Origin of the sequence: Pseudomonas sp. Larv2_ips, assembly GCF_963879675.1 — a bacterium.
GTDB lineage: Bacteria > Pseudomonadota > Gammaproteobacteria > Pseudomonadales > Pseudomonadaceae > Aquipseudomonas.
Map to the genome: position 1 here is coordinate 858,808 of NZ_CAWOAW010000014.1, position 26,442 is coordinate 885,249.

25 protein-coding genes and 1 pseudogene are annotated in these 26,442 nt (G+C 59.8%); 15 read left to right on the plus strand and 11 right to left on the minus strand.

The annotated features are described in order from the left end of the window. Positions 1-67: 67 nt before the first annotated feature. The 3 genes from AACV02_RS10415 to AACV02_RS10425 are packed head-to-tail and all read left to right on the plus strand — an operon-like array spanning position 68 to position 2,597. Entirely contained in the window at positions 68-736 is a 669-nt protein-coding gene (locus tag AACV02_RS10415; RefSeq protein ID WP_119739426.1) for an RraA family protein, read from the plus strand. Next, entirely contained in the window at positions 733-1,392 is a 660-nt protein-coding gene (locus tag AACV02_RS10420; RefSeq protein ID WP_119739428.1) for an RraA family protein, read from the plus strand. Before AACV02_RS10415 ends, AACV02_RS10420 begins: the two co-directional genes overlap by 4 nt. Then, positions 1,389-2,597 (plus strand): pyridoxal phosphate-dependent aminotransferase, encoded by a 1,209-nt coding sequence (locus AACV02_RS10425; RefSeq protein WP_119739430.1) that lies wholly within the window; start codon positions 1,389-1,391, stop codon positions 2,595-2,597. The genes AACV02_RS10420 and AACV02_RS10425 overlap by 4 nt, the downstream gene beginning before the upstream one ends. Here the strand turns inward: AACV02_RS10425 and trhP are convergent. Continuing rightward, positions 2,594-3,907, minus strand: a complete 1,314-nt coding sequence (gene trhP / locus AACV02_RS10430) for a prephenate-dependent tRNA uridine(34) hydroxylase TrhP (protein ID WP_119739433.1) — start codon at positions 3,905-3,907, stop codon at positions 2,594-2,596. The two genes, AACV02_RS10425 and trhP, sit on opposite strands and share 4 nt — an antisense overlap. Before the next feature lie 262 nt (positions 3,908-4,169). Here trhP and AACV02_RS10435 point away from each other — a divergent pair. Both AACV02_RS10435 and AACV02_RS10440 read left to right on the plus strand, forming a co-directional pair. Beyond that, positions 4,170-4,628 (plus strand): annotated as a pseudogene (locus AACV02_RS10435) (thioredoxin family protein); the annotation flags it as partial. Positions 4,629-4,735: 107 nt separating this feature from the next. Further along, entirely contained in the window at positions 4,736-5,803 is a 1,068-nt protein-coding gene (locus tag AACV02_RS10440; protein ID WP_106580092.1) for an AI-2E family transporter, read from the plus strand. A 19-nt stretch (positions 5,804-5,822) separates the two neighbouring features. On the opposite strand, the gene AACV02_RS10445 is transcribed toward AACV02_RS10440, so the two are convergent. The 3 genes from AACV02_RS10445 to AACV02_RS10455 all read right to left on the minus strand — a co-directional run bounded on the left by AACV02_RS10445 (position 5,823) and on the right by AACV02_RS10455 (position 6,879). Next, on the minus strand, positions 5,823-6,005 hold the full coding sequence (locus tag AACV02_RS10445; RefSeq protein WP_106580093.1) for a hypothetical protein: 183 nt from the start codon (positions 6,003-6,005) through the stop codon (positions 5,823-5,825). Between the two features lie 91 nt (positions 6,006-6,096). Continuing rightward, positions 6,097-6,291, minus strand: a complete 195-nt coding sequence (locus AACV02_RS10450; RefSeq protein WP_106580094.1) for a hypothetical protein — start codon at positions 6,289-6,291, stop codon at positions 6,097-6,099. A 234-nt stretch (positions 6,292-6,525) separates the two neighbouring features. Continuing rightward, on the minus strand, positions 6,526-6,879 hold the full coding sequence (locus AACV02_RS10455) for a hypothetical protein (protein WP_053255424.1): 354 nt from the start codon (positions 6,877-6,879) through the stop codon (positions 6,526-6,528). 156 nt (positions 6,880-7,035) lie between these two features. On the opposite strand from AACV02_RS10455, the gene AACV02_RS10460 reads away from it, so the two are divergent. Further along, the gene (locus AACV02_RS10460; protein WP_119739437.1) at positions 7,036-7,854 is read left to right on the plus strand and encodes a shikimate 5-dehydrogenase; all 819 of its coding nucleotides are present in this window, start codon (positions 7,036-7,038) and stop codon (positions 7,852-7,854) included. Positions 7,855-7,974: 120 nt separating this feature from the next. Here the strand turns inward: AACV02_RS10460 and AACV02_RS10465 are convergent, their stop codons facing one another. Further along, positions 7,975-8,625: a YceH family protein gene (locus tag AACV02_RS10465; RefSeq protein WP_106580096.1), complete on the minus strand. Its 651-nt coding sequence runs from the start codon at positions 8,623-8,625 to the stop codon at positions 7,975-7,977. Positions 8,626-8,750: 125 nt separating this feature from the next. Here AACV02_RS10465 and AACV02_RS10470 point away from each other — a divergent pair, with 125 nt between their 5' ends. After that, positions 8,751-9,260 carry a DUF1993 domain-containing protein gene (locus AACV02_RS10470; RefSeq protein WP_053255427.1) on the plus strand — a complete coding sequence of 170 codons (510 nt, stop codon included), beginning with the start codon at positions 8,751-8,753 and terminating at the stop codon, positions 9,258-9,260. 63 nt (positions 9,261-9,323) lie between these two features. On the opposite strand, the gene sstT is transcribed toward AACV02_RS10470, so the two are convergent. Further along, entirely contained in the window at positions 9,324-10,544 is a 1,221-nt protein-coding gene (gene sstT, locus AACV02_RS10475; RefSeq protein WP_106580097.1) for a serine/threonine transporter SstT, read from the minus strand. Between the two features lie 239 nt (positions 10,545-10,783). Here sstT and AACV02_RS10480 point away from each other — a divergent pair, with 239 nt between their 5' ends. Beyond that, complete coding sequence (locus tag AACV02_RS10480; protein WP_119739439.1) at positions 10,784-11,941, plus strand: MFS transporter; 1,158 nt, start codon at positions 10,784-10,786, stop codon at positions 11,939-11,941. A gap of 4 nt (positions 11,942-11,945) precedes the next feature. On the opposite strand, the gene nhaR is transcribed toward AACV02_RS10480, so the two are convergent. Next, positions 11,946-12,848: a transcriptional activator NhaR gene (gene nhaR / locus AACV02_RS10485; protein ID WP_119739441.1), complete on the minus strand. Its 903-nt coding sequence runs from the start codon at positions 12,846-12,848 to the stop codon at positions 11,946-11,948. Positions 12,849-12,982: 134 nt separating this feature from the next. Between nhaR and AACV02_RS10490 the strand changes: the two genes are divergently transcribed. The 4 genes from AACV02_RS10490 (at position 12,983) to mnmH (ending at position 16,245) form a co-directional block, all read left to right on the plus strand. Beyond that, positions 12,983-13,234 (plus strand): hypothetical protein, encoded by a 252-nt coding sequence (locus tag AACV02_RS10490; protein ID WP_119739444.1) that lies wholly within the window; start codon positions 12,983-12,985, stop codon positions 13,232-13,234. Positions 13,235-13,262: 28 nt separating this feature from the next. Next, on the plus strand, positions 13,263-14,012 hold the full coding sequence (locus tag AACV02_RS10495; protein ID WP_106580101.1) for a TerC family protein: 750 nt from the start codon (positions 13,263-13,265) through the stop codon (positions 14,010-14,012). A gap of 95 nt (positions 14,013-14,107) precedes the next feature. Continuing rightward, positions 14,108-15,142, plus strand: a complete 1,035-nt coding sequence (gene selD / locus AACV02_RS10500) for a selenide, water dikinase SelD (protein ID WP_119739446.1) — start codon at positions 14,108-14,110, stop codon at positions 15,140-15,142. Next, positions 15,142-16,245, plus strand: coding sequence for a tRNA 2-selenouridine(34) synthase MnmH (gene mnmH / locus AACV02_RS10505; protein ID WP_119739448.1), 1,104 nt, complete (start codon positions 15,142-15,144; stop codon positions 16,243-16,245). The genes selD and mnmH overlap by 1 nt, the downstream gene beginning before the upstream one ends. Positions 16,246-16,374: 129 nt before the next feature. Here mnmH and AACV02_RS10510 read toward each other — a convergent pair whose 3' ends face one another. Both AACV02_RS10510 and AACV02_RS10515 read right to left on the minus strand, forming a co-directional pair. Continuing rightward, a complete protein-coding gene (locus AACV02_RS10510) occupies positions 16,375-17,430 on the minus strand; it encodes a permease (protein WP_106580111.1) in 1,056 nt (351 codons plus the stop codon). 58 nt (positions 17,431-17,488) lie between these two features. Next, positions 17,489-18,190, minus strand: a complete 702-nt coding sequence (locus tag AACV02_RS10515; protein ID WP_119739450.1) for a histidine phosphatase family protein — start codon at positions 18,188-18,190, stop codon at positions 17,489-17,491. A gap of 251 nt (positions 18,191-18,441) precedes the next feature. Here AACV02_RS10515 and AACV02_RS10520 point away from each other — a divergent pair, with 251 nt between their 5' ends. From AACV02_RS10520 to hemB, 3 genes are all read left to right on the plus strand, one after another. Beyond that, positions 18,442-19,140 (plus strand): glutathione S-transferase N-terminal domain-containing protein, encoded by a 699-nt coding sequence (locus tag AACV02_RS10520; RefSeq protein ID WP_119739452.1) that lies wholly within the window; start codon positions 18,442-18,444, stop codon positions 19,138-19,140. A 17-nt stretch (positions 19,141-19,157) separates the two neighbouring features. Continuing rightward, positions 19,158-20,000 carry a PhzF family phenazine biosynthesis protein gene (locus tag AACV02_RS10525; protein ID WP_119739454.1) on the plus strand — a complete coding sequence of 281 codons (843 nt, stop codon included), beginning with the start codon at positions 19,158-19,160 and terminating at the stop codon, positions 19,998-20,000. A 116-nt stretch (positions 20,001-20,116) separates the two neighbouring features. Continuing rightward, positions 20,117-21,091: a porphobilinogen synthase gene (hemB, locus tag AACV02_RS10530; RefSeq protein WP_119739456.1), complete on the plus strand. Its 975-nt coding sequence runs from the start codon at positions 20,117-20,119 to the stop codon at positions 21,089-21,091. 127 nt (positions 21,092-21,218) lie between these two features. Here hemB and AACV02_RS10535 read toward each other — a convergent pair whose 3' ends face one another. Both AACV02_RS10535 and AACV02_RS10540 read right to left on the minus strand, forming a co-directional pair. Then, complete coding sequence (locus tag AACV02_RS10535; protein WP_119740786.1) at positions 21,219-21,566, minus strand: hypothetical protein; 348 nt, start codon at positions 21,564-21,566, stop codon at positions 21,219-21,221. A 16-nt stretch (positions 21,567-21,582) separates the two neighbouring features. Next, positions 21,583-26,373 carry an RHS repeat-associated core domain-containing protein gene (locus tag AACV02_RS10540; protein WP_119739458.1) on the minus strand — a complete coding sequence of 1,597 codons (4,791 nt, stop codon included), beginning with the start codon at positions 26,371-26,373 and terminating at the stop codon, positions 21,583-21,585. Positions 26,374-26,442: the final 69 nt, after the last annotated feature.

Below are 26,442 nucleotides of genomic sequence, written 5' to 3' on the forward strand. Positions count from 1 at the left end.
ATACGAATATACCGCTCACCGCCCCTCGGTAAGACTTGAGCCCCAACCACAACAGGGGCTCACCTCAATGCCGCATCCCGACCCGCTTCAGCGCTTGGCTGAACTCGACACCAACACGGTTTCGAACGCACTGGATGTCCTGCAACTGCCCGGCGCCGTGGTGGGCATCCGGCCGTTGTGGGACTGCCCCACGGTGGTCGGCCGCGCCAGCACGGTCAAGCTGGCGCCCAAGACCGACGCCGCTCCCGGCGTGCACCTGATTTCCCCGGTGATCGACGCCATTACCGGCGATGACCGCGTGCTGGTCATCGCCGGAGGCATCGACGGCGTTTCGTGCTGGGGCGACATCATTGCCAATGCCGCCGTGGCCAAGAGTATTCGCGGTGCGGTGATCGACGGGTTCAGCCGGGATATCGACGGCAGCGCGTCCATTGGATTCCCGGTGTACGGCCGTGGCGTGACCATGGTCAGTGCGCGACACCGCGTGGTGCAGGTGGGCGCTGGCGTGACGATCAGCGTCGGTGGCGTGGATGTGTCGGAAAACGATTTCGTCATTGCCGACCGCTGCGGCAGCGTCTTCGTCCCCGCCGCAGTGATTGAACAGGTACTGGATTTGGGCGAGCGCATCGCCGCCCGTGAAGCCGGTATGGTCGACGCAGTACGCAGCGGCCGTTCGGTGGCCGATGTGATGCACGACAGCCAATTCGACGCCATCCGTGTGGAGCCCGCCCAATGAATGACCAACAGCTGGTCGCGCTTTTTGAAGGGCTCGACACGCCCGGCGTCTCGGATGCCATGGATAAACTCGGCATTTGCGGCCAATGCCTGGGCATCGCACCGCTGGATAACTACCGTGGCACTGTCGTCGGCCCAGCCTTTACCGTGCAGTACGTGCCAGCCGCCACACCGCCGGGTTCGGTGGGCGACTTTATCGAAGACGTGCGGCCAGGAGACGTGGTGGTGCTGGCCAACGCCGGTCGCACCGACTGCACCGTGTGGGGCGACATCATGACCCAATACGCCGGCAGTCGCGGGGTTGCCGCCACGGTGATCGATGGCGTGTGCAGGGACGTCAGCAAAGCGTTGGGCGATGGTTATCCGATGTTCACCAGAGGCCGCTACATGCGTACCGGCAAGGACCGAGTGCAAGTGGCGTCGGTAAACCAGCCGGTGGCCATCGGCGGTGCCCGTGTGTGTGCCCGGGACATCGTGGTGGCCGATGCGAATGGCGTGCTGGTGGTGCCCCGCGACCGTGCCGAAGCCGTGGCGCGCACCGCGCGGCAGATTGAACACGCGGAGTCGCAGATTCGGGCGCAGCTCGAGGCGGGCAAGACCCTCAAGCAAGCGCGCGAAGCCCTGGGTTATCACCAGTTGCAGAGGAAAGACTCGTGACCCTCGAACGTCTGAACGCGCGCCTGGCTCACGCCCAGCCGTCTGCCACCTACCGCATCATCGACCGCGTCGCCGCCCGCCGCGCCGAAGGGGCGCAGATCATTTCGCTGTGCGCCGGCGAGCCGGATTTCGACACCCCGGAACACATCCGCCAGGCCGGTATCGACGCGATCCGCAATGGCCACACGCGCTACACCCAAGTGGCCGGTGTGCGTGCCTTGCGTGAAGCGGTCGCGCAAAAATTCCGCCGTGAAAATGGCCTGGCTGTCACCTGGCAGGACACGATCGTCAGCAGTGGCGGCAAGCACGTGATCTACAACGCTCTCGCCGCCACGTTGAACGACGGGGATGAAGTGATCGTGCCCGCGCCTTACTGGGTCAGCTACCCGGAAATGGTCGAGCTATGCGGCGGCACTGCCAGGATTGTGCCGTGCAGCGGCGAGGATGGGTTCAAGTTGACGCCAGCGACGCTGGACGCGGCGATCAACCCCGCGACGCGCTGGCTGATCCTCAACTCGCCCTCCAACCCCACCGGCGCGGTGTACAGCCAGCAGGAGCTGCGCGCCCTGGCCGACGTGCTGTTGGCGCATCCGCATGTGCTGGTGCTGGCGGACGATATCTACGAACACTTGCTGTTCGACGGGCAAACCTTCCACACCCTGGCTGAGGTTGAACCCGAGTTGGCGCCGCGGGTTTTGACCATGAACGGCGTGTCCAAGGCATACGCCATGACCGGTTGGCGCATTGGTTTCGCCACTGGGCCGCGTTGGTTGTTGGCGGCGATGGAAAAGCTTCAGGGCCAACAGACCTCAGGCGCCAGCGCGATTTCACAGCACGCGGCGATTGCTGCCTTGAACGGGCCGCAGGCGTTTATCCAGCAGTCGCGGGCCGTGTTTGAGCGTCGGCGTGACCTGGTTGTGTCCTTTCTAAACAACACGCCGGGCCTGGAATGCGCGCGCCCGTGCGGCGCGTTTTACGCGTTTGCCTCCTGCGCCGGTTTGCTGGGGCGCACCACGCCTGCCGGCACGCGGCTGCAAACCGACGAAGACGTAGCGCATGCCTTGCTCGATGAAGCCAACGTTGCCGTCGTGCACGGCAGCGCATTCGGCCTGGCGCCGTACCTGCGCATCGCTTACGCCCTGGACGATGACGCGTTGCTGCAGGCGTGCGAGGCCATCCGCCGGTTCTGCGCGGCGACGCGTTAGAGGTCGCGCATCAGCAGGCCGAAGCGCAGGTCCATTGCGGCCGGGAGCGGCACATACACGGTGTGCCCGTCGCCCGGCGCGACCTCAATGGCGTCACCCTTGGCGTTGTGCAGCACGGCCAGGTCGAAGTGAAAATTCCCGGCGGGCGTCATCAATTCCAGATGATTGCCCACGGCAAAGCGGTTCTTCACCTTGACCTCGGCCAGCTCCCCACGGCGCTCGCCGGTCAACTCCCCGACAAACTGCTGACGTTGCGACACCGAGCTGCCGTGCTGGTAATTCTGGTACTCGTCATGCACGTGGCGGCGCAGGAAACCTTCGGTGTAGCCGCGCTGGGCGAGTGATTCCAAATCGCTCATCAGCCTGCGGTCGAACGCGCGCCCGGCCACCGCATCGTCGATGGCCTGGCGATACACCTGGGTGGTGCGTGCGCAGTAGAAGTGCGATTTGGTGCGGCCTTCAATCTTCAGCGAATGCACGCCCATGTGGGTCAGGCGCTCCACGTGCTGCACCGCGCGCAGGTCCTTGGCGTTCATGATGTACGTGCCGTGTTCATCCTCGAACGCGGGCATTTGCTCATCCGGGCGATTGGCTTCCTGCAGCAGGAACACTTGATCGGTCGGCGCGCCGATGCCCAGGGTTGGCTGACACGTTTGGACGATGTCGCCCATGGCGTTTTCCACCGCCGGCGTGGCCTGATACTTCCAGCGACACGCGTTGGTGCAGGTGCCTTGGTTGGCATCGCGCTTGTTCAGGTAGCCCGACAGCAGGCAGCGTCCGGAATAGGCCATGCACAGGGCGCCGTGCACGAACACTTCCAGTTCCATGGTCGGCACGTGTTGGCGGATTTCCTCGATCTCTTCCAGTGACAGCTCGCGCGACAGAATCACCCGGCCGATGCCTTGTTGCTGCCAGAACTCGACGCTGGCCCAGTTCACCGTGTTGGCCTGCACCGACAGATGGATGGGCATCTGCGGAAAATGGTGGCGCACCAGCATGATCAGCCCCGGATCGGACATGATCAGCGCATCCGGGCCCATGTCGATCACTGGCGCCAGGTCCTTGAGGAAGGTTTTCAGCTTGGCGTTGTGCGGCGCGATGTTCACCACCACGTAGAAACGTTTGCCCTGCGCGTGGGCTTCCTGGATACCAAGCGCCAGGTTGGCGTGGTCAAATTCATTGTTGCGTACACGCAGGCTGTAACGCGGCTGGCCGGCGTAGACCGCATCGGCGCCGTAAGCGAAGGCGTAGCGCATGTTTTTCAGGGTGCCAGCGGGGGCGAGCAGTTCGGGGGCGATGACAGATGGCATGGGTTTGCGTCGCAAAAGGTCGCGAGGGTAGTGGAGCTTGATCTCGGATTTATTGATCCAGATCGCCCTTTGTTGATTTTGTATCGTGGTGTATCGGCAGGCAGGTTTCGACATAGGCGCGATACGTCGGCGGTTTCCAATGGGGCATCCCCCTCGCCACAAGGTAATTGCCATGCGACTTATCTCGGTGCTGTTCGCCGGCCTGCTGTTAGCCTTTGCCCTGGTGTCCAACCAGGTGGCCAGCCAAGAGACCCAAACCACCCAGGGTGCGATGCCCTCACTGGCGGGCGCGGTCGAGTGGCTCAACTCGCCACCGCTGAGCACCGACGCGCTCAAAGGCAAAGTGGTGCTGGTTGATTTCTGGACCTACGATTGCGTCAATTGCCGCCGCGCACTTCCCTATGTGCAAGCCTGGGCCAGGCAGTACGAACAAGACGGGCTGGTGGTTATCGGCGTGCACACCCCGGAATACGCCTACGAGCACATCACCGGCAATGTCAGGGACCAGGTGCGCAAACTCGGTATCACTTACCCGGTGGCCGTCGACAACAACTACGCGATCTGGCGCAGTTTCGATAACCAGTACTGGCCCGCCCATTACCTGATCGACGCCAAGGGGCAGGTGCGTTACAGCCACTTCGGCGAAGGCCGCTATGACGCTCAGGAGCAGATGATTCAGACGCTGTTGAGCGAGGCAAAGGCGCAGGCTTCCGGGCAATAAGTGATGCGGTCTATGCTTGTGCGATAAACGATGGCACTCCCAGCATTCGCAGCGGACTAAGCAACAGGGCCTGCACAGGGCCTTGGCTTTTCTGACATGGACCGGACATGAATCAAACCAACCTGCAATTCAAAACCCTGCTGTTGCTGCTGGCCCTGGTGACCATCGCCTTTATCTGGATATTGCTGCCGTTTTACGGCGCGGTGTTCTGGGCGGTGATTCTCGGCATTATCTTTGCCCCGATGCAGCGGCGCCTGCAACAGCGGTTCGGCTGGAACCGCAACCTCACGTCCCTGGCGACGCTGACGGTGTGCCTGATCATTGCGATTTTGCCGGTGATCATTACCAGTGTGTTGCTGGTGCAAGAGGGCGCGACCCTGTACAAAAATATTGAGAGCGGCAAGTTGGACGTGGCGGGGTATATCGAGCAATTCAAGAATGTCCTGCCGCCATACTTCCAGCACCTGCTGGACCGCTTTGGCATGGGCAACCTGGAAGGCCTGCGGGAAAAGATCGTCAAGAGTGCAATGCAGGGCAGCCAGTTCTTTGCGACCCAGGCGTTCAGCTTTGGCCAGGGCACGTTTGATTTCCTGGTGAGCTTCTTCATCATGCTGTATCTGCTGTTTTTTCTGCTGCGCGACGGTCCGGAACTGGTGCGCAAAGTGCGCACGGCGGTGCCGTTGGCCGAGCCGCAAAAGCGCCGTTTGCAGCTCAAGTTCAATCGTGTGGTGCGGGCCACGGTCAAAGGCAACGTGCTGGTGGCCGTCACTCAAGGCGCGCTGGGTGGTTTGATTTTCTGGTTTCTGGATATCCCGAGCGCGTTGCTCTGGGCGGTGTTGATGGCGTTTCTGTCGCTGCTGCCAGCCGTGGGCGCGGGGATTGTGTGGGGCCCGGTGGCCATCTATTTCCTGTTGAGCGGTTCGATCTGGCAGGGCGTGGTGCTGGCGGTGTTCGGCGTATTCGTGATCGGCTTGGTGGACAACGTACTGCGCCCGATCCTGGTGGGCAAGGACACCAAGATGCCGGATTACCTGATCCTGATCTCGACCCTGGGCGGGCTGTCGGTGTTTGGCCTGAACGGGTTTGTGATCGGGCCGCTGGTGGCGGCGTTGTTTATGTCGAGCTGGGCGCTGTTTGTCGAAAGCAAACCGCGGGTCAAGCTGCCGCTGCCTTAGCGGTTACAGAAGGCGAGCTTCAGGCGTGCAGTCTGAAGCTCGACGCTTGTTGAAGCTGCTTTTCGGCGGCCGATAACGACGTGAGTGGGCCGCTGATGGGCTCGCCATCGCGTACCAAATACCAGCAAGCCAGCAGCCCCAGCTTGCGAAGAGGGGCGGGAACGGCGCTGCCGATAACGGACATGATCTGAACAGTGGGCATAGAGGCCTCCAATTGCTATGGAGGCCACCTTACGGCGCTGCGGGCCGAAGGAAAAATCAACCGGCTCGATAGTCGTCATCAACACAAGACGTCAATCCACCACTTGATCAAGCATGATCACCACTTCCTGCTCACTGAGCAGCCCCTTGTGCACCAGGTTTTGCGCCAACAACGCCAGGAACTTCGCGCTGCGATGGCCTTCAAGGTGCTTGAGCTCTGTGAGTGCACTGTAGACCTTACTGGACGTGCACAGGCCGGCGGTGCGGTGCGGGTTTTGCGTGGGCATGGTCAGTCGTCCTTAATTGTTATTGGCTGGACAGAATCAATAGTGAGAGGGTTTCGTGACACAAACATGACAGCGCAAGCCTCGTTCGAGCAAGTAGACATTAGCCATAATCATGTGCGATTACGCCTCGAGCATTGTCCTCACAGCGACCTTTGCAGGGTAAATCCGGACCTTTAAGGCAAAAAAAAGGCCCCGCGTGTAAGCGGGGCCTGATCCTGTGATGTCAATTGCGTGTTACCAGCCGCGGCCGTAATAGCCATGGGGAGGGCCGTAGTAACCACGTGGTGGGCCGTAATAAACCGGCGCCGGGCGATAATAAACCTGCTGTTGCACATACACCGGTGGTGGCGGCGCGTAGTAGACCGGAGGAGGCGCGGCATATACCGGTTGCGGCTGAACGTAGACCGGTTGCTGCACGTAGACCGGCTGGGATTGGCTGGCAACCACCGAGCCGACAACGGCTGCGCCGACTAAAGCACCCAACACGGCCGGGCCACCCCAACCACCACCGTGGGCGGAGGCTTGGCCTGCCATAGCGAGTGCGCCGATAAGCAAGGCGATTTTGGGGATTTTACGAATCATGGTCATTCCTCGGTTAGCCCCTGCGCTTGTGGTCTGCAATCAATAGACTCAAGGATTGTCGCGGGGATACTTTTAAGACAACGTATTTCTGAAAAACAGCACAGCCGATAGGTAAAGGTTGTGTAAGGTCTGTACCCAATTGCTTACTCAAAGGAGTTTTACATGCAGATGCACCCCAACAAGGACACCCAGCTGTGTATGTCATTGTCGGCGCGCCCCGGGAATTTTGGCTTGCGTTTCCATAACCATCTGTATGAACAGTTGGGTCTGAACTTCTACTATAAAGCCTTCAGCAGCCAGGATTTACCCGGCGCGATCGGCGGTATACGCGCACTGGGCGTTCGCGGTTGCGGCGTTTCCATGCCATTCAAGGAAGCCAGCATTGCGTTGGTCGATGAGCTGGACGACTCGGTCAAGGCCATTGCCTCCCTCAACACCATCGTCAACACCAACGGCCATCTCAAGGCCTACAACACCGACTACATCGCCGTCGAGCAACTGCTGAAAAAGCACGCGGTACCGAAGCAATCCACCTTTGCCCTGCGCGGCAGCGGCGGAATGGCCAAGGCCGTGGCCAGTGCCTTGCGCGACGGTGGTTACGCCCATGGCGTGATTGTGGCGCGTAACGAAGTGGCCGGTCGGGCCTTGGCTCACAGCCTGGGCTACGAATGGCACGCAGAGCTGGGGGACTTGCGCCCGCAGATGTTGGTCAACGTGACACCGATCGGCATGACCGGTGGGGCAGAGGCGGATCAACTGGCGTTTGAAGCAGAAGCTGTGGATGCCGCCGATACCGTCTTCGATGTCGTGGCGATTCCCGCCGAAACGCCGCTGATCGTGCGCGGGCGGGCCAAAGGCAAGCGGGTGATTACCGGGCTCGAAGTGATCGCGATCCAGGCGTTGGAGCAATTTGTGCTGTACACCGGCGTGCGGCCAACGGATGAACAGTTTCAGGCCGCAGTGGCCTTCGCCCGAAATTAACGCCTGCGCAGATCCAAATGTGGGAGCGGGCTTGCTCGCGAATACGGTGTGTCAGTCGACGAATGTGCCCACTGAACCACCGCCTTCGCGAGCAAGCCCGCTCCCACATTGTTGATCGAGTTATGCCTGTTCCAGGTGTGCCAGGCGTTCTTCAAGCGCTGCGATTCGGGATTCAAGCTCTTCGATACGATCCAGAGAAACCGCCCCCGTCGACCGCTCCACCGGATTCCCCCGTGCCGCCAGAATCACCTCGATATCCGCCGGGTCCCCCAGCGCATGGGTATAACGGTCTTCGCGCTGCCCGGCCTGACGCGGCACCAGCACCGCCAGCCCGCGCGCAATCAAACGCTCCAGCTGGTGTACAACTTGCTCGGCGTCTTCAAAATCATGCATGCGCCCGCTGCGAGTCAGCAGTTCATTGACCGTCTGTGGCCCGCGCAGAAACAGCAGCCCGATCAGGATCACCTGGGCCGGCACCAGCTCCAGCGCCTTGTCCACGCGATGTTCCCAGCGGTCGGCGCGGCTCCCCATCACCAGGCGGGTAAAACCCTGGCCTTCCAGCGCGCGCAGGCTTTGGCCGACCTGGCCCTGGCTGAGGTTCGTCACCGGTTCGCGGCTGGTCTTCTGGTTGCACGCCAGCACCAGGGCGTTAAGGGTCAGCGGGTAGGTTTCCGGGTTGGTCGCCTGTTTCTCGATCAGGCAGCCCAGGATGCGGATTTCCGTGCTGTTCAGGCGCGGCTCAGGGGTCTCGGTGTCGTGCTCGGCGGTCATCGCGCTTTCCCTATGCAGTGAACCCACTAGCCTAATCCTGAAAAAATAAAAGACAAGCGGCACGCGCGGCTGGCATGTCTATAATCGCCGCTGGTTCCAAACCCTGCCATTACCGTGAGACTCTCATGACTATTTCCCTGTACGCCGCCTCCATCCCGGTCTTCAAGCAAATGCTCAACGCCCTGAGCGATGTGCTGAACAAAGCCGAAGCCCACGCCACCGCCAAGAACATCGAGCCAAACGCCTTGCTGCAGGCGCGTCTGTTTCCGGACATGTTCCAGCTGGTGCGCCAGGTCCAGATCGCTGTCGACTTCGCCAAAGGCGTTTCCGCGCGCCTGGCCGAGATCGAAGTGCCGAAGTACGAAGACAGCGAAGTGACCTTCGCCGACCTGCAAGCACTGATCGCCAAGGTGCTGGCATTTGTCGACACCATCAAGCCTGAGCAAATCGACGGCAAGGAAGGCATCGAGATCATCACCCGCCCAGGCACGCCGAAAGAAAAGCGCTTCAGCGGCCAGTCCTACCTGCTGACCTACGGCCTGCCGCAGTTCTTCTTCCACGTCACTACCGCCTACGCTCTGCTGCGTCACAACGGTGTGGAAGTGGGCAAGCGTGATTACATGGGCGCTTTCTAAGCCCATAAAAAAAGCCCGGGGTTGTTCTTGATCGAACGCCCCGGGCTTTTTCATGCCTGACGGTTAAGCCAATTGCTCATCCTTGCCCAGGCACGCCGCAGCAGTAAACAGCACATCGGTGGACGAGTTGAGCGCGGTTTCCGCCGAATCCTGCAGCACGCCGATGATGAAACCGACGGCCACCACCTGCATGGCGACTTCGCTGGGAATACCAAACAGGCTGCACGCCAGTGGAATCAACAGCAGCGAGCCACCGGCCACACCCGACGCACCACACGCACAGATCGCCGCGACTACGCTGAGCAGCACGGCGGTCGGCAGGTCGACGGCAATGCCGAGGGTGTGAACCGCTGCGAGTGTCAGCACGGTGATGGTGATGGCCGCACCGGCCATATTGATGGTGGCGCCCAGCGGAATCGACACCGAGTAGGTGTCTTCATGCAGGCCCAGGCGTTTGCTCAGCGCCAGGTTCACCGGAATATTCGCCGCCGAACTGCGGGTGAAGAAAGCGGTGATGCCGCTCTCACGCAGGCACATCAGCACCAGCGGGTACGGGTTGCGGCGCAGTTTCCAGAACACGATGGCCGGGTTGACCACCAGCGCCACGAACAGCATGCAGCCGATCAGCACCATCAGCAGGTGAACGTAGCCGAGCAGGGCGCCGAAGCCGGAAGTGGCCAGGGTTGAGGCCACCAGGCCAAAGATGCCAAGCGGTGCGAAGCGAATCACCATGCGCACGATCAGTGTCACGCCGTTGGACAAATCCTCCAGCACGGTGCGGGTGGTTTCACCCGCGTGACGAATCGCGATGCCCATGCCGATGGCCCAGGCCAAAATGCCGATGAAGTTGGCGTTCATCAGTGCGCTGACCGGGTTATCCACCACACTGAGCAACAGGCTTTGCAGCACCTCGCCGATGCCGCCGGGCGCACTGACGCTGGCATCGTGGGTGGCGAGCACCAGCATCGAGGGGAACAACGTGCTGGCAATCACTGCGACCACGGCGGCAGCGAATGTGCCCAGCAGGTACAGAAACAGGATCGGCTTGATATGGGTTTCCTGGCCGTGTTTATGACTGGCAATCGATGCCATCACCAACACGAAGACCAGAATCGGCGCCACGGCCTTGAGCGCGGCGACAAACACCTTGCCGATAAAACCGGTGGCCTTGGCCGCCTCTGGCGCGAACAACGCGAGAAGGATGCCGGCGACCAGGCCGAGGATGATTTGCGTGACCAGGCTGACGCGAGCCAGTCGTTGCAGGAGGGAAGGGGCAGCAGTCATAAACACATGTCTCTATTTTTTTGAAGGCACAGCGGCGCACGCATAACGGGCTGTAGGACGCGGGGCGCGGAGTCTAGCACGCTGTACAAAGTGTTCCGTGCGATGCGGCATTCGGTCACCCGCGCCTGCGGGCCTTGGCCAAATCCCGACATACTCTGTTAACATTCTCGCCTCTCACCTTTCCTATCCGTCAGCGAGCCCCTCGGGCTGTCGTTGATGTCGTCGTTTCTGGAGTTTTCATGCTGTTTCCCATCCTGCTGCTGTCGGCCGCCGGCTTCACCGTGCTGACCACAGAATTCATCATCGTCGGCCTGTTGCCGTCCATTGCCCGGGACTTGGATGTCACCGTGTCCCAGGCCGGGCTGCTGGTGACCTTGTTTGCCTTTACCGTGGCGGCGTTTGGCCCGTTTCTCACGGCGTACTTCGCGCGCTTTAGGCGCAAGCGTTTGTTCATCAGCATTCTGATCATGTTTGGCGTGGCCAATACGGTGGCCGCGCTGGCGCCGAATATTTGGGTGATGGCAGTGGCACGGTTGATCCCCGCGTTGGGGCTGCCGGTGTTCTGGGCCTTGGCCAGTGAAACCGCAGTGGATATCGTTGGCCCTGAATACGCCGGGCGCGCCATCGAAAAGATTGGCTTTGGCATCGTCTGCGCCACCGTGTTCGGCATTCCAGTGGGCACATTGATTTCGGACATGTTCGGCTGGCGCACCGCGTTCGCGATCCTCGCCGTGGTGGCGTTGGCCAAGGCGTTGCTGCTGTTTATCTACCTGCCGGTGACTAAGCCGAAGAACGATCAAGTCACCCTGCGCTCGCAGTTCAAGATCCTGCGCAACCCGGTGATGCAAGGCCATATTCTGCTGTCGATCCTGGTGTTCAGCGGCATGTTCACCGCTTACACCTACCTGGCCGACATCCTCGAGAGCCTGGCCGGGTTCGACGGCACCCTGGTGGGCTGGTGCCTGATGGGCTTTGGCGCGGTCGGCCTGCTCGGCAACTCCCTGGGCGGGCGCGCAGTGGATCGCCACCCCTTGATCGCCTCCATGGTGTTCTGCGGGTTCATGATCGCAGGCATGGTGGCCTTGGTTCCGGCAATTCACTCAACGATTGGCCTGGCGGCGGCGATGGCCGTGTGGGGCGTGACCCAGGCGGCGATGTTCCTGGTCAGCCATGTGCGGTTGATGAAGGCCGCGCCCCATGCCCCGGCGTTTGCCGCTTCGTTGAATATTGCTGGCGCTAACCTTGGGATCGGCTTGGGCGCAATGGTCGGCGGGCATGTGATCGACACCCTCGGCCTTGGCAGCCTGGGTTTTGCGGCGTCCGGTTTTATCCTGGTGTCGATCTTGCTGGCGCTGTGGCTGATGACCGCCAGGCAACCGGTCGCATCCCACGCCTGAACCCTCAGGGCAGGGCGGTAAACAGCTCGCGCCTTGCCCCTTCGGTAATCGCCACAATGCCGGGGTGCTTGATTTTGCGTTCCACCGAGATCGCGTAAAACGACTCGGTGACCGCATCGGTCTGGCCCATCAGTGCCACGCCATACTGGCGCAGCACCTCATCGGCAATCACGCTGGGGGCAATAAAAATGCCGCTGCCGGATTGCCCGAATGCCTGCATCAAGGCGCTGTCGTCGAACTCGCCGATGATCTTCGGTTGGATCTTCTGCTCGGCAAACCAGCGCTGCAAGCGGCTGCGCACCACCGTCTCGGCTCCCGGAATCAACAGCGGTGCGCCCTGCAAGCATTGTGGGAAATCGCCGCCATACCTGTCAGCCAATGCCTGGGTGGCGAAAAAACTGATACCGCATTCACCCAGCTTCTGGCTGTAGCCCTTGATGTCCAGGTGTGTGGGCATGGGGCTGTCGGAAATCACCAAGTCCAGGCGCTGGATCGCCAGGTCGGCCAGCAGGCGGTCGAGTTTATCTTCGCGGCAGGTGATGCGGATCGGTTCGCTCAGCTCCATGGTCGGCGCGATCAGCCGGTACACGATGGATTTAGGCACCACGTCCGCGACGCCGACCCGGAACAGGATCTGCTGTTCGTTTGGCTCTGCGCGCAGCAACGCCTCCAGCTCATTACCGGTCTGGAACATCTGCTCGGCGTAGGGCAGGGCGCGGCGCCCGGCCTCAGTCAGTTCCAACTGGCGCCCGACGCGTTGAAACAGCGCGATACCAAAGGTTTGCTCAAGCAGACTGATCTGACCGCTGATGGTCTGCGGCGTGAGGTTCAATTGCTCACAGGCGCGCACGATGCTGCCGGTCTTGGCCACTACCCAGAAGTAATGCAGTTGTCGGTAATTGAGCATCACGGTCTACACTTCGTAAAAAACGAAGTATACGTCAGAAAAATACGAATTTTCCTGAACTGTTCGCCTGCATAGAATGCCTCGCTATCGAGGGGCCACTATTTGGACCCGCTGGTTCTAACGAGGAATACATCATGAAACTCAATTCCCTGGGCGCCGCGTCTTTGCTTGCGCTTTCATTGATAGTGGTCAGCGGCTGTGATCAGGTGGAAAAAAGCGCCCAGCAAGTGCTCGGCAAGGCCACTGATTCCGCCAAGCAAGCCATCGATGACACCCATAAGGCCGCCGAGCAGGCATTTTGTGAAGCGACACAAGGCTTGATCAGCCCGCAAAAAAAGGATGATCAGGAAGAAAAAGAACCCGAATCGAACAGCAAAGAAGCCTAACTTCCCAGCACAACGTCAGGACTGACCTATGGATTACCTTTTACAACTGGCCGCCAGCCCCACCGCCTGGATCGCACTGGCCACCTTGATCGTGATGGAAATCGTGCTGGGCATCGACAACCTGATCTTTATCTCGATTCTCACCAACAAATTACCCGAGAAGCATCGGGCCAAGGCACGCCGCATTGGTATCAGCATGGCGTTGGTATTGCGCCTGGGCCTGTTGAGTACCATCGCGTTTATCGTGCAGTTGACGGCGCCGGTGTTCGAAATCTTCGGCCAGGCGTTTTCGTGGAAGGACATGATCCTGATCGCCGGTGGCCTGTTCCTGGTGTGGAAGGCGACCACCGAAATCCATCACAGCATGGACCCCGAGCCGGAGGCGAAAGAAACCGTCAGCAATGCCGTGACCATTGGCTTCGCCGCGGCCATCGGCCAGATCCTGCTGCTCGACCTGGTGTTCTCCATCGACAGCATCATCACCGCCGTGGGCATGACCGAGCACTTGCCGATCATGATCATTGCTGTGGTGGTTTCGGTGATCGTGATGCTGGTAGCGGCTGAACCGCTGGCCAAGTTCATCAACGACAACCCGACCGTGGTCATGCTGGCCCTGGGCTTTTTGATCATGATCGGCATGACGCTGATCGCCGAAGGCTTCGGCGCCCATGTGCCAAAAGGCTACGTGTATGCGGCCATGGCGTTCTCGGCAGCGATTGAGTGCTTGAACATCGCACGACGTAATCGCCACCAGCGTTTGCTCGCCGCGAGGCAGTAACGCCAGAAACACAAAAAGCCGGCTGAGCTCACAAGCGCCCAGCCGGCTTTTTGCTGTCTGATAGAATCTGCGCACTTGTTACCTTGAGGTCCACCATGAACGAGCCGATTCGCCTCACCCAGTACAGCCACGGCGCGGGTTGCGGCTGCAAGATTTCACCGCAAGTGCTGGAAGTGATTCTTGCCGGCAGCGGCGCACAGAACCTCGACCCCAACCTTTGGGTCGGCAACGCCTCACGCGACGACGCGGCGGTGTACGCCATCGATGACGAGCGCGGTGTGGTCTCCACCACCGATTTTTTCATGCCGATTGTCGATGATCCCTTCGACTTCGGCCGTATTGCCGCCACCAACGCAATCAGCGACATCTACGCCATGGGCGGCGACCCGTTGATGGCCATCGCCATTCTGGGTTGGCCAGTGAATGTACTGGCGCCGGAAGTTGCCCGCGAAGTCATCCGTGGCGGCCGTTCGGTGTGCGACGCCGCCGGCATTCCGTTGGCCGGTGGGCACTCCATTGATGCGCCAGAGCCGATCTTTGGTCTGGCCGTCACCGGCATCGTGCAAAAACGCCACATGAAGCGTAACGACACCGCCACTGCCGGCTGCAAACTGTACCTGACCAAGCCTCTGGGCATCGGTATCCTTACCACTGCCGAGAAGAAGGGCAAACTGCGCGAAGCGGATATCGGCCTGGCCCGAGACTGGATGTGCACGCTCAACAAACCTGGTAGCCGTTTCGGCAAGTTGGCCGGCGTAACCGCCATGACCGATGTCACTGGTTTCGGTCTGTTGGGTCACCTGGTGGAAATGGCTGACGGCAGTGGTCTCACGGCGCGCATCGAATACCAAAAGGTCCCACGCCTGGCCGGGATCGAGGACTACCTTGATCAGGGCTGCATGCCGGGTGGCACCTTGCGCAACTTCGACAGTTATTCGAGCAAGCTTGGGCGCCTGCAAGAGCTGCACAAGCGCGTGCTCTGTGACCCGCAAACCAGCGGCGGCCTGCTGATCGCCGTTACCCCGGAAGGCGACGCCGAATTCCACACCGTGGCCGCCGAACTGGGCCTGAGCCTTGAGCCCATCGGCGAACTGGTTGAGCGACAGACCCACGCGGTAGAGGTGGTTTGATGGCAACTGACATCACCGACTACCGCGACATCTTCCTCAATGACCGGCCGATGATGGATACCCGCGCGCCGATCGAGTTCACCAAAGGCGCATTCCCCGGTGTGGTCAACCTGCCGCTGATGACCGACGACGAGCGCCAGCGGGTCGGTACCTGTTACAAACAGCAAGGCCAGCAAGCCGCTATCGTGCTGGGGCATGAACTGGTGTCCGGCGCGATCAAGGCCGAGCGTATTGAACAGTGGGCGCAGTTTGCCGAGGCCCACCCTGAGGGCTACTTGTACTGCTTCCGCGGTGGGCTGCGTTCGCAGATCGTGCAGCAATGGTTGAAGACCGAAGCCGGTATCGAGTACCCGCGAGTCGGCGGTGGCTACAAGGCCATGCGTACTTTCCTGCTGGAAACGCTGGAGCAGGCGACTGCGCAGTGTGAGTTTGTGCTGCTTGGCGGCATGACCGGCACCGGCAAGACCGAAGTGCTCGGCCAATTGCGCAACGCATTGGACCTGGAAGGCCACGCCAACCATCGCGGCTCCAGCTTTGGCAAGCGCGCCACCGCGCAGCCGTCCAACATCGACTTCGAAAACCGTTTGGCTGTGGACCTGCTAAAAAAACGCGCGGGTGGTATCGAGCAATTCGTGGTCGAGGACGAAAGCCGCATGATCGGCAGCTGTGCGCTGCCGTTACCCTTGCACCAGAGCATGCAGGCGTTTTCGATGGTGTGGTTGGAAGACAGCGTTGAAGGCCGCGTAGAACGAATCCTGCGGGATTATGTGGTCGACCTCTGCGCCGAGTTCATTCAGGTGTTTGGCGAAAGCGGTCAGGCACTGTTCGCCGAGCGCTTGACGCAGAGCCTGGCCAATATCCATAAACGCCTGGGTGGCGAGCGCTTCCAGCGGCTGCAGGCGATCTTGCAAGATGCCCTGGCGGAGCAGGCCCGCAGTGGTGCCGTGGACCTGCACCGGGTGTGGATCGAAGGTTTGCTGCGTGAGTACTACGACCCGATGTATGCCTTTCAGCGAGAACGCAAAGGTGCGCGGATCGAGTTTGCGGGCGAGCAGGGCGCCGTGGTGGAGTACTTGCGCGAGCGCAGTGGCAAGTCAGAATAATCAGCGGTGGTTAAGGGCCTCTTTGCGAGCAAGCCCGCCCCGGCATTTCGATCACGTTCCTATTGGATAAACGCGGTTAAATGTGGGAGCGGGCTTGCTCGCGGAAGCGCCTTGAACCTCACCCGAAATCTACAGGATGACCGCCCCGATCAACCCGCACACCACGCCCACCACCATGGTCAGCACGGCCACCGTCACCAGCACCCGCGCATCGAAATCCTTGCGCAGCATCAACAGTGACGGCAGGCTCACGCTCGGTAGGGTCATCAGTAAGGCCACGGCCGGGCCGGTGCCCATGCCCAGGGTCATCATGGTTTGTACGATAGGGATTTCGGCGGCTGTAGGAATCACGAACAGCGTGCCGACGATTGCCAGTGGCACCAGCCACATCAGGCTGTTGGCCATGGCCCCATCGACATGGGGAAACAGCCAGACCCGCGCGGCGCCCAGTACCAGCACGGCAATGATGTAGATCGGGATCGTGCTCCAGAACAGCTGCCACAAGGTGCGCAACCAGCGGCTCAGGAACGGTTGCGATTCGCTCAGGCTGGCGTCGGCGACCGCGTTCAATGCGGCTTCGGGCACCTGATCGGGCCGGGCAATCCGCTGTGCCACCAACGACACCCCGACCACCAGCACAATCCCCGCCACCAGCCGCAATGCGGTAAAGCCCCAGCCCAATACAAAGCCCATGAACACCAGCGTCGCCGGATTCAACACCGGGTTAGCGATCCAGAACGCCAACGCCGCACCCACCGACACGTTTTGACGGCGCATGCCCGCCGCCACAGGTGCCGCGCAGCAACTGCACATCATCCCCGGCAGGGCGAACAGCCCACCGCGCAGGGTCGAACCCAGCCCGGCACGGCCAAACAGGCGCAGCAGCCAGTCGCGGGGAATCAACACTTGCAGCAGCGAACCCAGAATCACCGCCAGCACGGCAGCTTTCCAGATTGCCAGGAAATACACCTGGGCGTAGGCCAGCGCGGCGGTCAGGGGCGCGGTTTGCTGGTCATTGAGAATCGAGGCGCCGATGCTGTGGTTATCCGCCGCGACGAATGCCTTGAGGTAGTAGGGCGACCATTTCACGTAGTAGAGGCCGATGCAGGCCACCAGCAGGAACAGCGCTGGTTTCCACCAGAACGACCAGCCCCGGTTGGGCTGGGTGGAGAGGAGGTTGGGCATGGTGCTGATCCGCAGATGATTCAATAGCGACGCATCATACGCTTGTGCCGCGCCGGCTTCAGATATCTGCGCTGACCTGAGTTGCATCCGGGCATGTCTGCTGGCCGTTATCCAGGCCTTGCTTGTAGTTGCGGCTCAGCAGCGACGCCTTGCCGTTGTGCCAGGTCAGCGTCAGCACATACAGCGTGTCGAAGTCACTGCCCGACCAATCGTCGGTGATGGTGTGTTTTTCACCCGAAGCCTCACTGGCGACTTTGTTGATCAGCTCCGGCAGGTAGCCGTGCGACCAGGCGGTATAGATGATCGCGTTGTGATACTTGTCTTCCACCAGTTCGTCGGCGAGAGCGCTGGTGTCGTTGGCCGAGAATTTGATGTTTACCGGCAGGCCCAGCTTGATCGCGCTGGGGCTGATGGTCATCAGCGGTCGAATGTAGCTGTAGGAATTATCGTGCTCGCCTTCTTCGACATTACGCGTCGGGTTGGGCGCAAACACGAAATTGGCTTTGCCGAATTTCTCCGGCAGCACGGTGGCCAGGTTCATTGCGCGGTTCAGACCCTGGCAATTGAGCTGGCCGAGGCCGCCGACGGGTTTTTCGCCGTGGCGCAGGAATACCAGGGTTTGCACGCCATCCACCGGGCCCGCGCTGCTGATGCGCGACTCCAGGCTCAGGCCGATGGCGCCGCCTGCCAAAAGCAGCGGCAACACGATGTATGAATAACGTTTAAGGCGTTGCGCAAGGCACAGAGGCTTGATTGTCATTAGGTTCGAGTCTTCAGTGCATCGGATTAAGGCGGACAAGCCGGGACCCAGCGACGCATCCGGCGTCCTGCGGTTTTTCCGTGTCGATGTAACAGGGTGTCTCCTTTCACCGTAATGGCGCACTTAAGAGTGCATATCGGCATTTTGGTTCGCCTGCGCGCACGATAGCGTGGTTATGTTGCGCAATGATGACCCATGCAGGACGGCGGTGGGGTGGCTATCATGGGGACTTTCCGCCTGGGGATTTCCCGATGAATGCACTCGCCGCTTTCCCGATCAACAGCAAATGGCCCGCTCAGCATCCGGAGCGTTTGCAGCTCTATTCGCTGCCCACGCCCAACGGCGTCAAAGTGTCGATCATGCTTGAAGAACTGGGCCTGCCCTACGAAGCGCACAAGGTCAGTTTCGAGACCCAGGACCAGTTGTCCCCGGAATTTCTGTCGCTGAACCCCAATAACAAGATTCCCGCGATCATCGACCCCAACGGCCCGAGCGGTCAGCCGCTGGCGTTGTTCGAATCCGGTGCGATCCTGATTTACCTGGCGGAAAAAACCAGCCAGCTGCTTTCCGAAGACCCGGCCACCCGCTATGAAACCCTTCAATGGCTGATGTTCCAGATGGCCGGTATCGGCCCGATGTTCGGCCAGGTCGGGTTCTTCAACAAATTTGCCGGCAAGGCGTACGAAGATAAACGACCGCGTGATCGCTATGTCGCCGAGTCCCGGCGATTACTGGAAGTGCTGGAAAAACGCCTGCTGGGCCGCACCTGGATCATGGGTGACGAGTACAGCATCGCCGACATCGCCACCTTTCCGTGGATTCGCAATCTGATCGGCTTTTATGAGTCCGGCGATCTGGTTGGCATCGCCGACTTTCCCAATGTGCTGCGCGCGCTGGACGGCTTTGTCGCACGTCCGGCGGTAATTCGTGGCTTGAACATACCTGCGTGACCCGAGAGCGTTGAAGCATGCCGACTTTTGATTTCAAGCAACTGGATGTATTCAGCAGCGTTTCGCTCAAGGGCAACCCACTGGCAGTGGTGCTGGGCGCTGACAGCCTCACTGACCAGCAGATGGCCGATTTTGCTAACTGGACCAACCTGAGTGAGACCACGTTTTTGCTGACGCCGCGTGATCCTCGGGCTGACTATCGGGTAAGAATTTTTACCACGCTCACAGAGCTGCCGTTCGCCGGGCACCCGACGCTGGGCAGTTGCCATGCCTGGTTGCAGGCGGGCGGCGTGCCGAAGGGCGATGAGATTATCCAGGAGTGCGAAATCGGCCTGGTGCGTGTCCGTCGTGAAGGCGGCGAGTTGGCGTTCATTGCGCCGCCGTTGTTGCGCACCGGCCCGCTGGATGCACCGCTGCTTGAGCGCGTGCGCCTGGGTTTGGGCCTGGCGCCCGAAGCCATCGTGAGCAGTCGATGGGTCGACAATGGCGCGGGCTGGCTGGCGGTGATGTTGGCCGATCGTGACCAAGTGCTTGCTTTGCGCCCGGACTACTCGCAACTGCACGGTCTGGCGATTGGCGTCATTGCAGCTTGTGACCCGGCGCGGGACGCCGTGGACACGCACTTCGAAGTCCGCGGCTTTATCGCCGGCGACGGCGCTCAGGAAGACCCCGCCACTGGCAGCCTGAATGCCGGTATCGCCCAATGGCTGTTGAGCGAGGGGCTGGCGCCCGACTGTTACGTGGTCAGCCAAGGCACGGCCATGGGGCGCGCCGGGCGTATACGCGTGGAGCGCCATGGCGATGAAATCTGGGTCGGTGGTGCGGTTGCGGTGTGCATCGAAGGGCGAGTACAGCTCTAGATCAATGAATTGTTACGAGCTGCGCAATACACTGTTGGCCCCTTGGCGTTTGTGCTGCCGGGGCCAAGGGGCATAAGCTTTCGCCCCAACTATTTCTGCCGCTATTCAGGACAGCCATGACCAGCCAGTTCCCCCAAGCCCGTCCACGCCGCCTGCGCCGCTCTCCGGAGCTGCGTGGCTTGTTCCAGGAAACCGAATTCACCCTCAACGATTTGGTACTGCCGATTTTCGTCGAAGAAGAAATCGACGACTTTGTGCCGATCACCAGCATGCCGGGTGTGCAGCGTATTCCTGAAAAGAAATTGGCCGCTGAGATCGAGCGCTATGCCCGCGCCGGGATCAAGTCAGTAATGACGTTCGGCGTGTCCCACCACCTGGACGCCAACGGCAGCGACACCTGGAAAGAACGCGGCCTGGTCTCGCGCATGTCCTCGATCATCAAGGACGCCGTGCCGGAAATGATCGTGATGTCCGACACCTGCTTCTGCGAATACACCGACCACGGCCATTGCGGCGTGATGCACGGCGCCCACGTCGACAACGACGCGACCCTGGTCAACCTCGGCAAGCAAGCCGTGGCCGCCGCCCGCGCCGGTGCTGATGTGATCGCACCGTCCGCCGCCATGGACGGTCAAGTCCAAGCGATCCGCCGCGCCCTGGACGATGCCGGCTTCACGCATATTCCGATCATGGCCTACTCCACCAAATTCGCTTCGGCCCTCTACGGCCCGTTCCGCGAAGCCGGCGGCAGCGCGCTCAAAGGCGACCGCAAAAGCTACCAGATGAACCCCATGAACCGCCGCGAAGCCGTGCGCGAATCGCTGCTCGATGAACAGGAAGGCGCAGACGCGCTGATGGTCAAGCCAGCCGGTGCCTACCTCGACATCATCCGCGACATCCGCGAAACCTCGCGTTTGCCGGTGGCGGCGTATCAGGTGAGTGGTGAGTACGCGATGATCAAGTTTGGTGCCCAGGCAGGGGCGATTGATGAGGCGCGGGTGGTGCGCGAAACGTTGGGGTCGATCAAGCGTGCGGGTGCGGATTTGATTTTTACTTACTTTGCGATGGATTTGGCGTTGGCGGGGATTTAATTCCGGTCGGTGACCCTGTGGCGAGCGGGCTTGTTCGTCACGGGGCTGGGATTGCTGTAAAGCACTGCGCTGGCAAACAATGAACGTTGCGAGATGACGTTGAGGTTATAAAAAACAATCGAGGCTTTCAATGTGTGCTTCTGTAGTCCGTAAGACGGTTCAAGAGTATCTGCATGAACGCTCTTTGATCGTATACAGGTGTGCTGAAGTAAGTTGCCATCGTTTTAAATACAGAATCGAAGCTGTCGTTGATAGATAAATAGTGGTCGATCGAATCGATAAACCACTCCTGTTCAATATTTGTATATGACAAAAACTCAGGTTTGGTCAACTCATCAAAAAGCTCTGAAAGCTCCTTTTCATTATTTATATCTTTTGATGCAATCAGCTTTTCTCTATCTAGATCGTCAGTATTTTCAATATCATAGGTGAATAATAAACCGCGAATTATTGACATGCTGGGTTCTTCTTTCATACTTTTCATGGTTTTCTCACTCCGTATATGCTGTTTTAGGGTTGCCTTGGCTGTTGAGTATTACTCGGGCGTTGCGCTTTTGGCCGTACTGCATGCCATCGGCGGAATATCCATCGCCAATTACCCTCTCCATGTTCATGGGTCTCAATGATGCGGCATGACCGTTTCTTCTGAAAATGAGCTGTGCTCTAAATATAGCGTTCAATTGATCCTTATGATTGAGGTATCGAGTCGCGGCAGGTGGGTATTTAGGCTGACCGCTATTCGGACCTGATGTATAGACTTCGATAATTCCTGTTGTCGGGTTCCTTGCTGTTTGGAGTCTTTCCAGTTGAGATTCGAGTGTTGTCTGGGCGCCGTGTTTTTCCAAGAAATGCGCGCCTGGTGTCAATTTTTCTAGCTCATCCAATCGCCTGTACGCGTTTGCCTCTGTAAGTTCATCAATCCTCGCCTGTCGCTCTGCACGCGACATTTGTGGTGTAGCTGGCTCTGCGTGGTTAACGCCTACCGGCGGCTCTTTGTCGATGATACTTGGCGCGCAGCCATTGCCGCCGGGGCATGTGTTCAATCCCAGCGGATCGACCCACCCCGTAGGATTGGGCGCGTACCGGTACGCGTTGATCCCACCCGCCAGCTTCACCGGGTCCGGCGTCAGGTAACGACCAATATCTGGATTGTAGTAGCGATGGCGGTTGTAGTGCAGGCCGCTTTCCTCGTCGAAGTATTGGCCTTGGAAGCGCAGCGGGTTGTCGACTTTGTTTATGCCGAGGCGGCTGATCTGGCCATAGGCACGGTAGTGCGCGGACCAGACGATTTCGCCGTCGGGGGCGGTGAGTTCCTGCGGGGTGCCTAGGTGGTCGAGCTGGTAGTGGAAGGGCTGGGTGTCTTTCGGGCCAAAACCTTCCAGCAGTGCTAAGGGCCGAAAGCTGTCCGGTTCGTAGATATAACTGCGATGCCTGTCCGCGCAATGCTCCGCAACCAGCTTGTCGCCTTGCCAGAAAAACTCCGTGGTTAGGTCGTCGACGGTTTTGCTGATACGCCGACCGAACGGGTCATAGCGATAGCTGGCTGTTTTCCCGTTCGGCTGGGTGATACCAATCAGGCGGTGCTGGCAGTCGTAGCGGTACTCGGTAACGAGTTGATGACCCTTACCGCGTCTTTGGCGGATCAGATTGCCGAACGCGTCATAGTCGTAATGATGATCGCCCTGAATCACCAACCGATTCCCCGCCACGATGTCCGGACCGGGTCGGTCCTGCATCAGCAGGTTGCCGGCCGGGTCGTGGCCGAAGCGCTCTTGCACGTCTTGCGAGTGATCCGCTCGAGTCAGGCGGGCGAGGGGGTCGTAGTGGTAGTGGTGTTCACCTTTGCGCGTATCGAGCAGGCGGGTGAGGTTGCCGGATTTGTCGTAGTCGTAGTGGCGGCGGTAGAGCTTGTGTTCCTCTTGCGTCACCGCGTGGGCGTGCAGGCGGTTTTGGTCGTCGTAGTCGTAATGGCTGAGCAGTTGGCCTTGTTGGCGTTGGCGCTCTCTGCCGGTTTTGAACAGGTGAGAGGTGAGGGTTTTGCCGTTCAGCTCGACGGTGGCGAGGTGGCCGCTTTTGTCGTGGTTGAAGGTGAGGCGGTTGTTGTCCGGCAGGCGCAGGTTTTTCAGTTGGCCGCAGGCATCGTAGCCGTAGCGCAGGGTGCCCCAGCCTTGGTGCTCGGCGATGAGGCGGTTTTGGCTGTCGTATTCGTAGGCTAACGCCCAGTGGCCGTCGTCGACGCTGAGGAGGTTGCCTTGGCGGTCGTAGGCGTAATCGACCACTCCACCGTCTGGAAGAGTTTTTCGTACGAGGCGGCCGGAAAAGTCTCGCTCGTAGCGGGTGACTAGCTGACTGCCGTCATCGCCGTGTTCGGTTTTCTCCAGTAAGTTGCCGCTGAGGTCATACACGTAAGTCGTGCGCTGACCGTCAAAGCCGATTTCCTGCTGGATCAGCCCGTTTGGGTGGTAATCAAGTCGGTAGGTCTCGCCGACTTCGTTTTCGATCTCGGTCAGCAGTAACCGCACGTTGTCGTAGCGGTAGTTGACCTGGGTGCCATCGGCGTTGAGGCGGCGGCTGATCAGGTGCAGGCCGTCGGCATATTCGTAACGAGTGACGTGGCCCAGTTCATCACGTTCGGAGGTGATTTTTCCGTAGGGGTTGTAGCTGAATTCTCGCGTCGCTCCATTGGGCTTGGTGAGTTTCAACAAGCGCCCTGCGGCGTCCCATTGATACTGCGTCAGCGCGCCATGCTCATCCTCACGCGCAACTTGTCGTCCAACATCGTCATAGCGATAACGCTTAACCCCACCATTCGGCAGTTGTTCCTCAACGAGCTGTCCACGCTCATTCCAAACCAGCCGATGAGACCCGTTATCCGGGTACCAAACCCCAATCAGCTGCCCGTGTTTGTCGTAGGTGTAGTCTGTAATGTGGCCGTCAGGATCTGTCTGACGCGTAACGTCGCCTTGTTCGTTACGCTCATACTTCCAAACCGCCTCACCCCGCCGTACGACCCGTACGAACCCGTTGTCATGCTCGTAGGCAGTCGGCTCATCATCCCCAGGAAACAACGCCACCAAACGTCCGGCTTCGTCGTACTGATACGCCGTCACCGCCCCCAGCGGATCCTGCTCAACCGTCAGCCGGCCCTTGTCATCGTAGGATTTGAAATGCTCAGCGCCATCGGGATCAATCCGCTGTACCAGCCGCGCCCGCTGATCGTGGACATACACTTCCTGGCTACCATCAGCGTTGTGAACCGTGACTTTGCCGCCGTCTTCCCACGCATACCGCGTGTCCATCTGCGAAAAACTGGCCCAGTGCCGAACACAGCGCGCCGCCTTGCCGGAACGCTCCCACTCCCAAAAGAAACTCGCCCCACCGGCCAATTGCCGCTCAAGAATGACGTGCCGCTCGTCGTACCGATAAACCTCGCGTTCGCCTACGGCATTGGTCGCTGAAACCAGTCGCCCAGCGTCGTCATAGACGTAGGAAACGACGTTCTGCTCCGTCACCCAAACATACGGCTCACGGCCTTTGGCGCGATGAACTTGATAGTCCACCGCCACAATTCGGCCCAGTTCGTAACGCAAAAACAAACAACGGCCGACACCGCTATCCAGCCGCTCAATCCGCCCCAAACGATCACGAGAAATGCGCAGTCGGTTGTCATACGCATCACTGATCGCCGTCAGTACACCATCGCGAAAGTGGTAAAACCGTGATGCCTGGGCCAGCACCAACTCATCGGGCAGGGCACCCAAATAGATCGCCGCTTCAGCCAAGCTGTTGGTGATCGCCGGTCGAGCGGCGGTAGGCAAGGGCAGGGCAGTCGATCGATTTTCATGATCCGTCCAAACCACCGAATCACCCGTCACCACCAGCCGCTGCGCCAGCGAGTGACTCCAGCCAAACCCCAACCCACAATCCACTTCCACCGCACTGGTGCGATACAACCGCGTCCACTCAAACGGCAAAATCCCGTCCAGCGCACCATCGGTAAGCGTCAGCAATTCCTCCCCGGTGACCATCGACACCGGGCAGCCATTGGTGGCGGTTTTGTCGGCAGGTGCCGCGGCATCTCCCTGGGGATTTTTCGCAGCGACAGGCACATCATCGACGTGTTCCTGGCGCACCAACGCGGTCTGCTGTTTCTTGCTACGAACCGCCGGCACTGGGTTGGAAACCAACTGATCCCCAGCCTTCAACGGTGCAACCGGCACCGTCTTGATTGGGATTGCGGCACTCCGCCCCAGCAACGGCTTAACCACTTTGGCATGCGGCTCCAACCGGGGCATCACCAGCTTATTAGCCAGCAACTCCAACAACTCCGACGTCCGCTCAGACTTGATATGCCCCAGCACCTTCGTACCCAGGCGCAACGCCACACCCACGCCTGCTGTTGCCCAAATCAGCAGCAGGTTGATCAACACCTCGCCAGTGATTTCCCCCATCAATTCATGCATTTCTTTCGGCGGCAGCATGCGCATCCAGCTGACCATTGCCGACACGTAAATGAACAACAATGGCTCATCGCTGAGCACCAGCAGGCCGTCGGCGATCGCGTCGTTGCCGAGCTTCAGCAGCTCATCAAGTTCAGTTTGGGAGATGTAGTGCAGCAACTTCTCGCTGTTGGGCTTGATGTCCGCCAGTAAATCAACCAGTTGAGTTATGTTGTCCCACAGGTTGTAAAGCGCTTTGCCCATGCCACTTAGAAACGCCGTTTCCACCATCCTGCGCTGGTCTTGCGGGATAGCGTCCGTAAAGTCGTTCCAACGTGCCTCAAGCGTGCTGTTCCATTCGTCGCGCAGGCGCGCTTCCAGTTCCGCGATCACCGACTGATAAGACGCATACAGCGCCTTGACGTGATCCTTGGAAACGTTGGGATAAAAACTGATTCGGTACTGCTGGTTGCGATCACACTCGGTGATTTCAAGAATGCCGCTGGGGCCGATGGACTTGTGGATCGGCTCACCCAGTGGGCCACCGTTGGGGTCGACGCGTTGCAGTATCACCGGCGTATCGCCGATGGGCACAAACTGCGTGCTTTGGAACATGTGCACCAGGGTCAACGTGCCGTTGGCCTGGCAGGTGGCGACGGTGCTGCTGGGAAAAATGGAGGGGGCTATGGGCGCGACCAGCGTCACTTCATCGCCAACCTTGAACACCTGCTCGACATCCAGCTTCGAAAAGCTCCAGAAGCTTAAAGCCCAGTCGTCAAAGGTGTTCAGGCAGCCCCGGAAATCACGTAAGACGCCTTCAACATCCGGCGCTTTGACGTCCATGGGCCTCAAGGCCAGCCGGCCAATAGCCGGGTTCAAAAGGCAGCCCTTTCAGCCCAGGTAGTCATTGAG

Bases quoted from the DNA above. Each gene is read 5' to 3' on its own strand.
- AACV02_RS10440 (WP_106580092.1), top strand. From the start codon at position 4,736: ATGAATCAAACCAACCTGCAATTCAAAACCCTGCTGTTGCTGCTGGCC.
- AACV02_RS10480 (WP_119739439.1), top strand. From the start codon at position 10,784: ATGCTGTTTCCCATCCTGCTGCTGTCGGCCGCCGGCTTCACCGTGCTG.
- AACV02_RS10455 (WP_053255424.1), bottom strand. From the start codon at position 6,879: ATGACCATGATTCGTAAAATCCCCAAAATCGCCTTGCTTATCGGCGCA.
- AACV02_RS10465 (WP_106580096.1), bottom strand. From the start codon at position 8,625: ATGACCGCCGAGCACGACACCGAGACCCCTGAGCCGCGCCTGAACAGC.
- mnmH (WP_119739448.1), top strand. From the start codon at position 15,142: ATGGCAACTGACATCACCGACTACCGCGACATCTTCCTCAATGACCGG.
- AACV02_RS10535 (WP_119740786.1), bottom strand. From the start codon at position 21,566: ATGAAAGAAGAACCCAGCATGTCAATAATTCGCGGTTTATTATTCACC.
- AACV02_RS10460 (WP_119739437.1), top strand. From the start codon at position 7,036: ATGCAGATGCACCCCAACAAGGACACCCAGCTGTGTATGTCATTGTCG.
- AACV02_RS10525 (WP_119739454.1), top strand. From the start codon at position 19,158: ATGCCGACTTTTGATTTCAAGCAACTGGATGTATTCAGCAGCGTTTCG.
- hemB (WP_119739456.1), top strand. From the start codon at position 20,117: ATGACCAGCCAGTTCCCCCAAGCCCGTCCACGCCGCCTGCGCCGCTCT.
- sstT (WP_106580097.1), bottom strand. From the start codon at position 10,544: ATGACTGCTGCCCCTTCCCTCCTGCAACGACTGGCTCGCGTCAGCCTG.
- AACV02_RS10420 (WP_119739428.1), top strand. From the start codon at position 733: ATGAATGACCAACAGCTGGTCGCGCTTTTTGAAGGGCTCGACACGCCC.
- AACV02_RS10515 (WP_119739450.1), bottom strand. From the start codon at position 18,190: ATGACAATCAAGCCTCTGTGCCTTGCGCAACGCCTTAAACGTTATTCA.
- AACV02_RS10450 (WP_106580094.1), bottom strand. From the start codon at position 6,291: ATGCCCACGCAAAACCCGCACCGCACCGCCGGCCTGTGCACGTCCAGT.
- trhP (WP_119739433.1), bottom strand. From the start codon at position 3,907: ATGCCATCTGTCATCGCCCCCGAACTGCTCGCCCCCGCTGGCACCCTG.
- AACV02_RS10520 (WP_119739452.1), top strand. From the start codon at position 18,442: ATGAATGCACTCGCCGCTTTCCCGATCAACAGCAAATGGCCCGCTCAG.
- selD (WP_119739446.1), top strand. From the start codon at position 14,108: ATGAACGAGCCGATTCGCCTCACCCAGTACAGCCACGGCGCGGGTTGC.
- AACV02_RS10470 (WP_053255427.1), top strand. From the start codon at position 8,751: ATGACTATTTCCCTGTACGCCGCCTCCATCCCGGTCTTCAAGCAAATG.
- AACV02_RS10510 (WP_106580111.1), bottom strand. From the start codon at position 17,430: ATGCCCAACCTCCTCTCCACCCAGCCCAACCGGGGCTGGTCGTTCTGG.
- nhaR (WP_119739441.1), bottom strand. From the start codon at position 12,848: ATGCTCAATTACCGACAACTGCATTACTTCTGGGTAGTGGCCAAGACC.
- AACV02_RS10495 (WP_106580101.1), top strand. From the start codon at position 13,263: ATGGATTACCTTTTACAACTGGCCGCCAGCCCCACCGCCTGGATCGCA.
- AACV02_RS10490 (WP_119739444.1), top strand. From the start codon at position 12,983: ATGAAACTCAATTCCCTGGGCGCCGCGTCTTTGCTTGCGCTTTCATTG.
- AACV02_RS10540 (WP_119739458.1), bottom strand. From the start codon at position 26,373: ATGGACGTCAAAGCGCCGGATGTTGAAGGCGTCTTACGTGATTTCCGG.
- AACV02_RS10445 (WP_106580093.1), bottom strand. From the start codon at position 6,005: ATGCCCACTGTTCAGATCATGTCCGTTATCGGCAGCGCCGTTCCCGCC.
- AACV02_RS10415 (WP_119739426.1), top strand. From the start codon at position 68: ATGCCGCATCCCGACCCGCTTCAGCGCTTGGCTGAACTCGACACCAAC.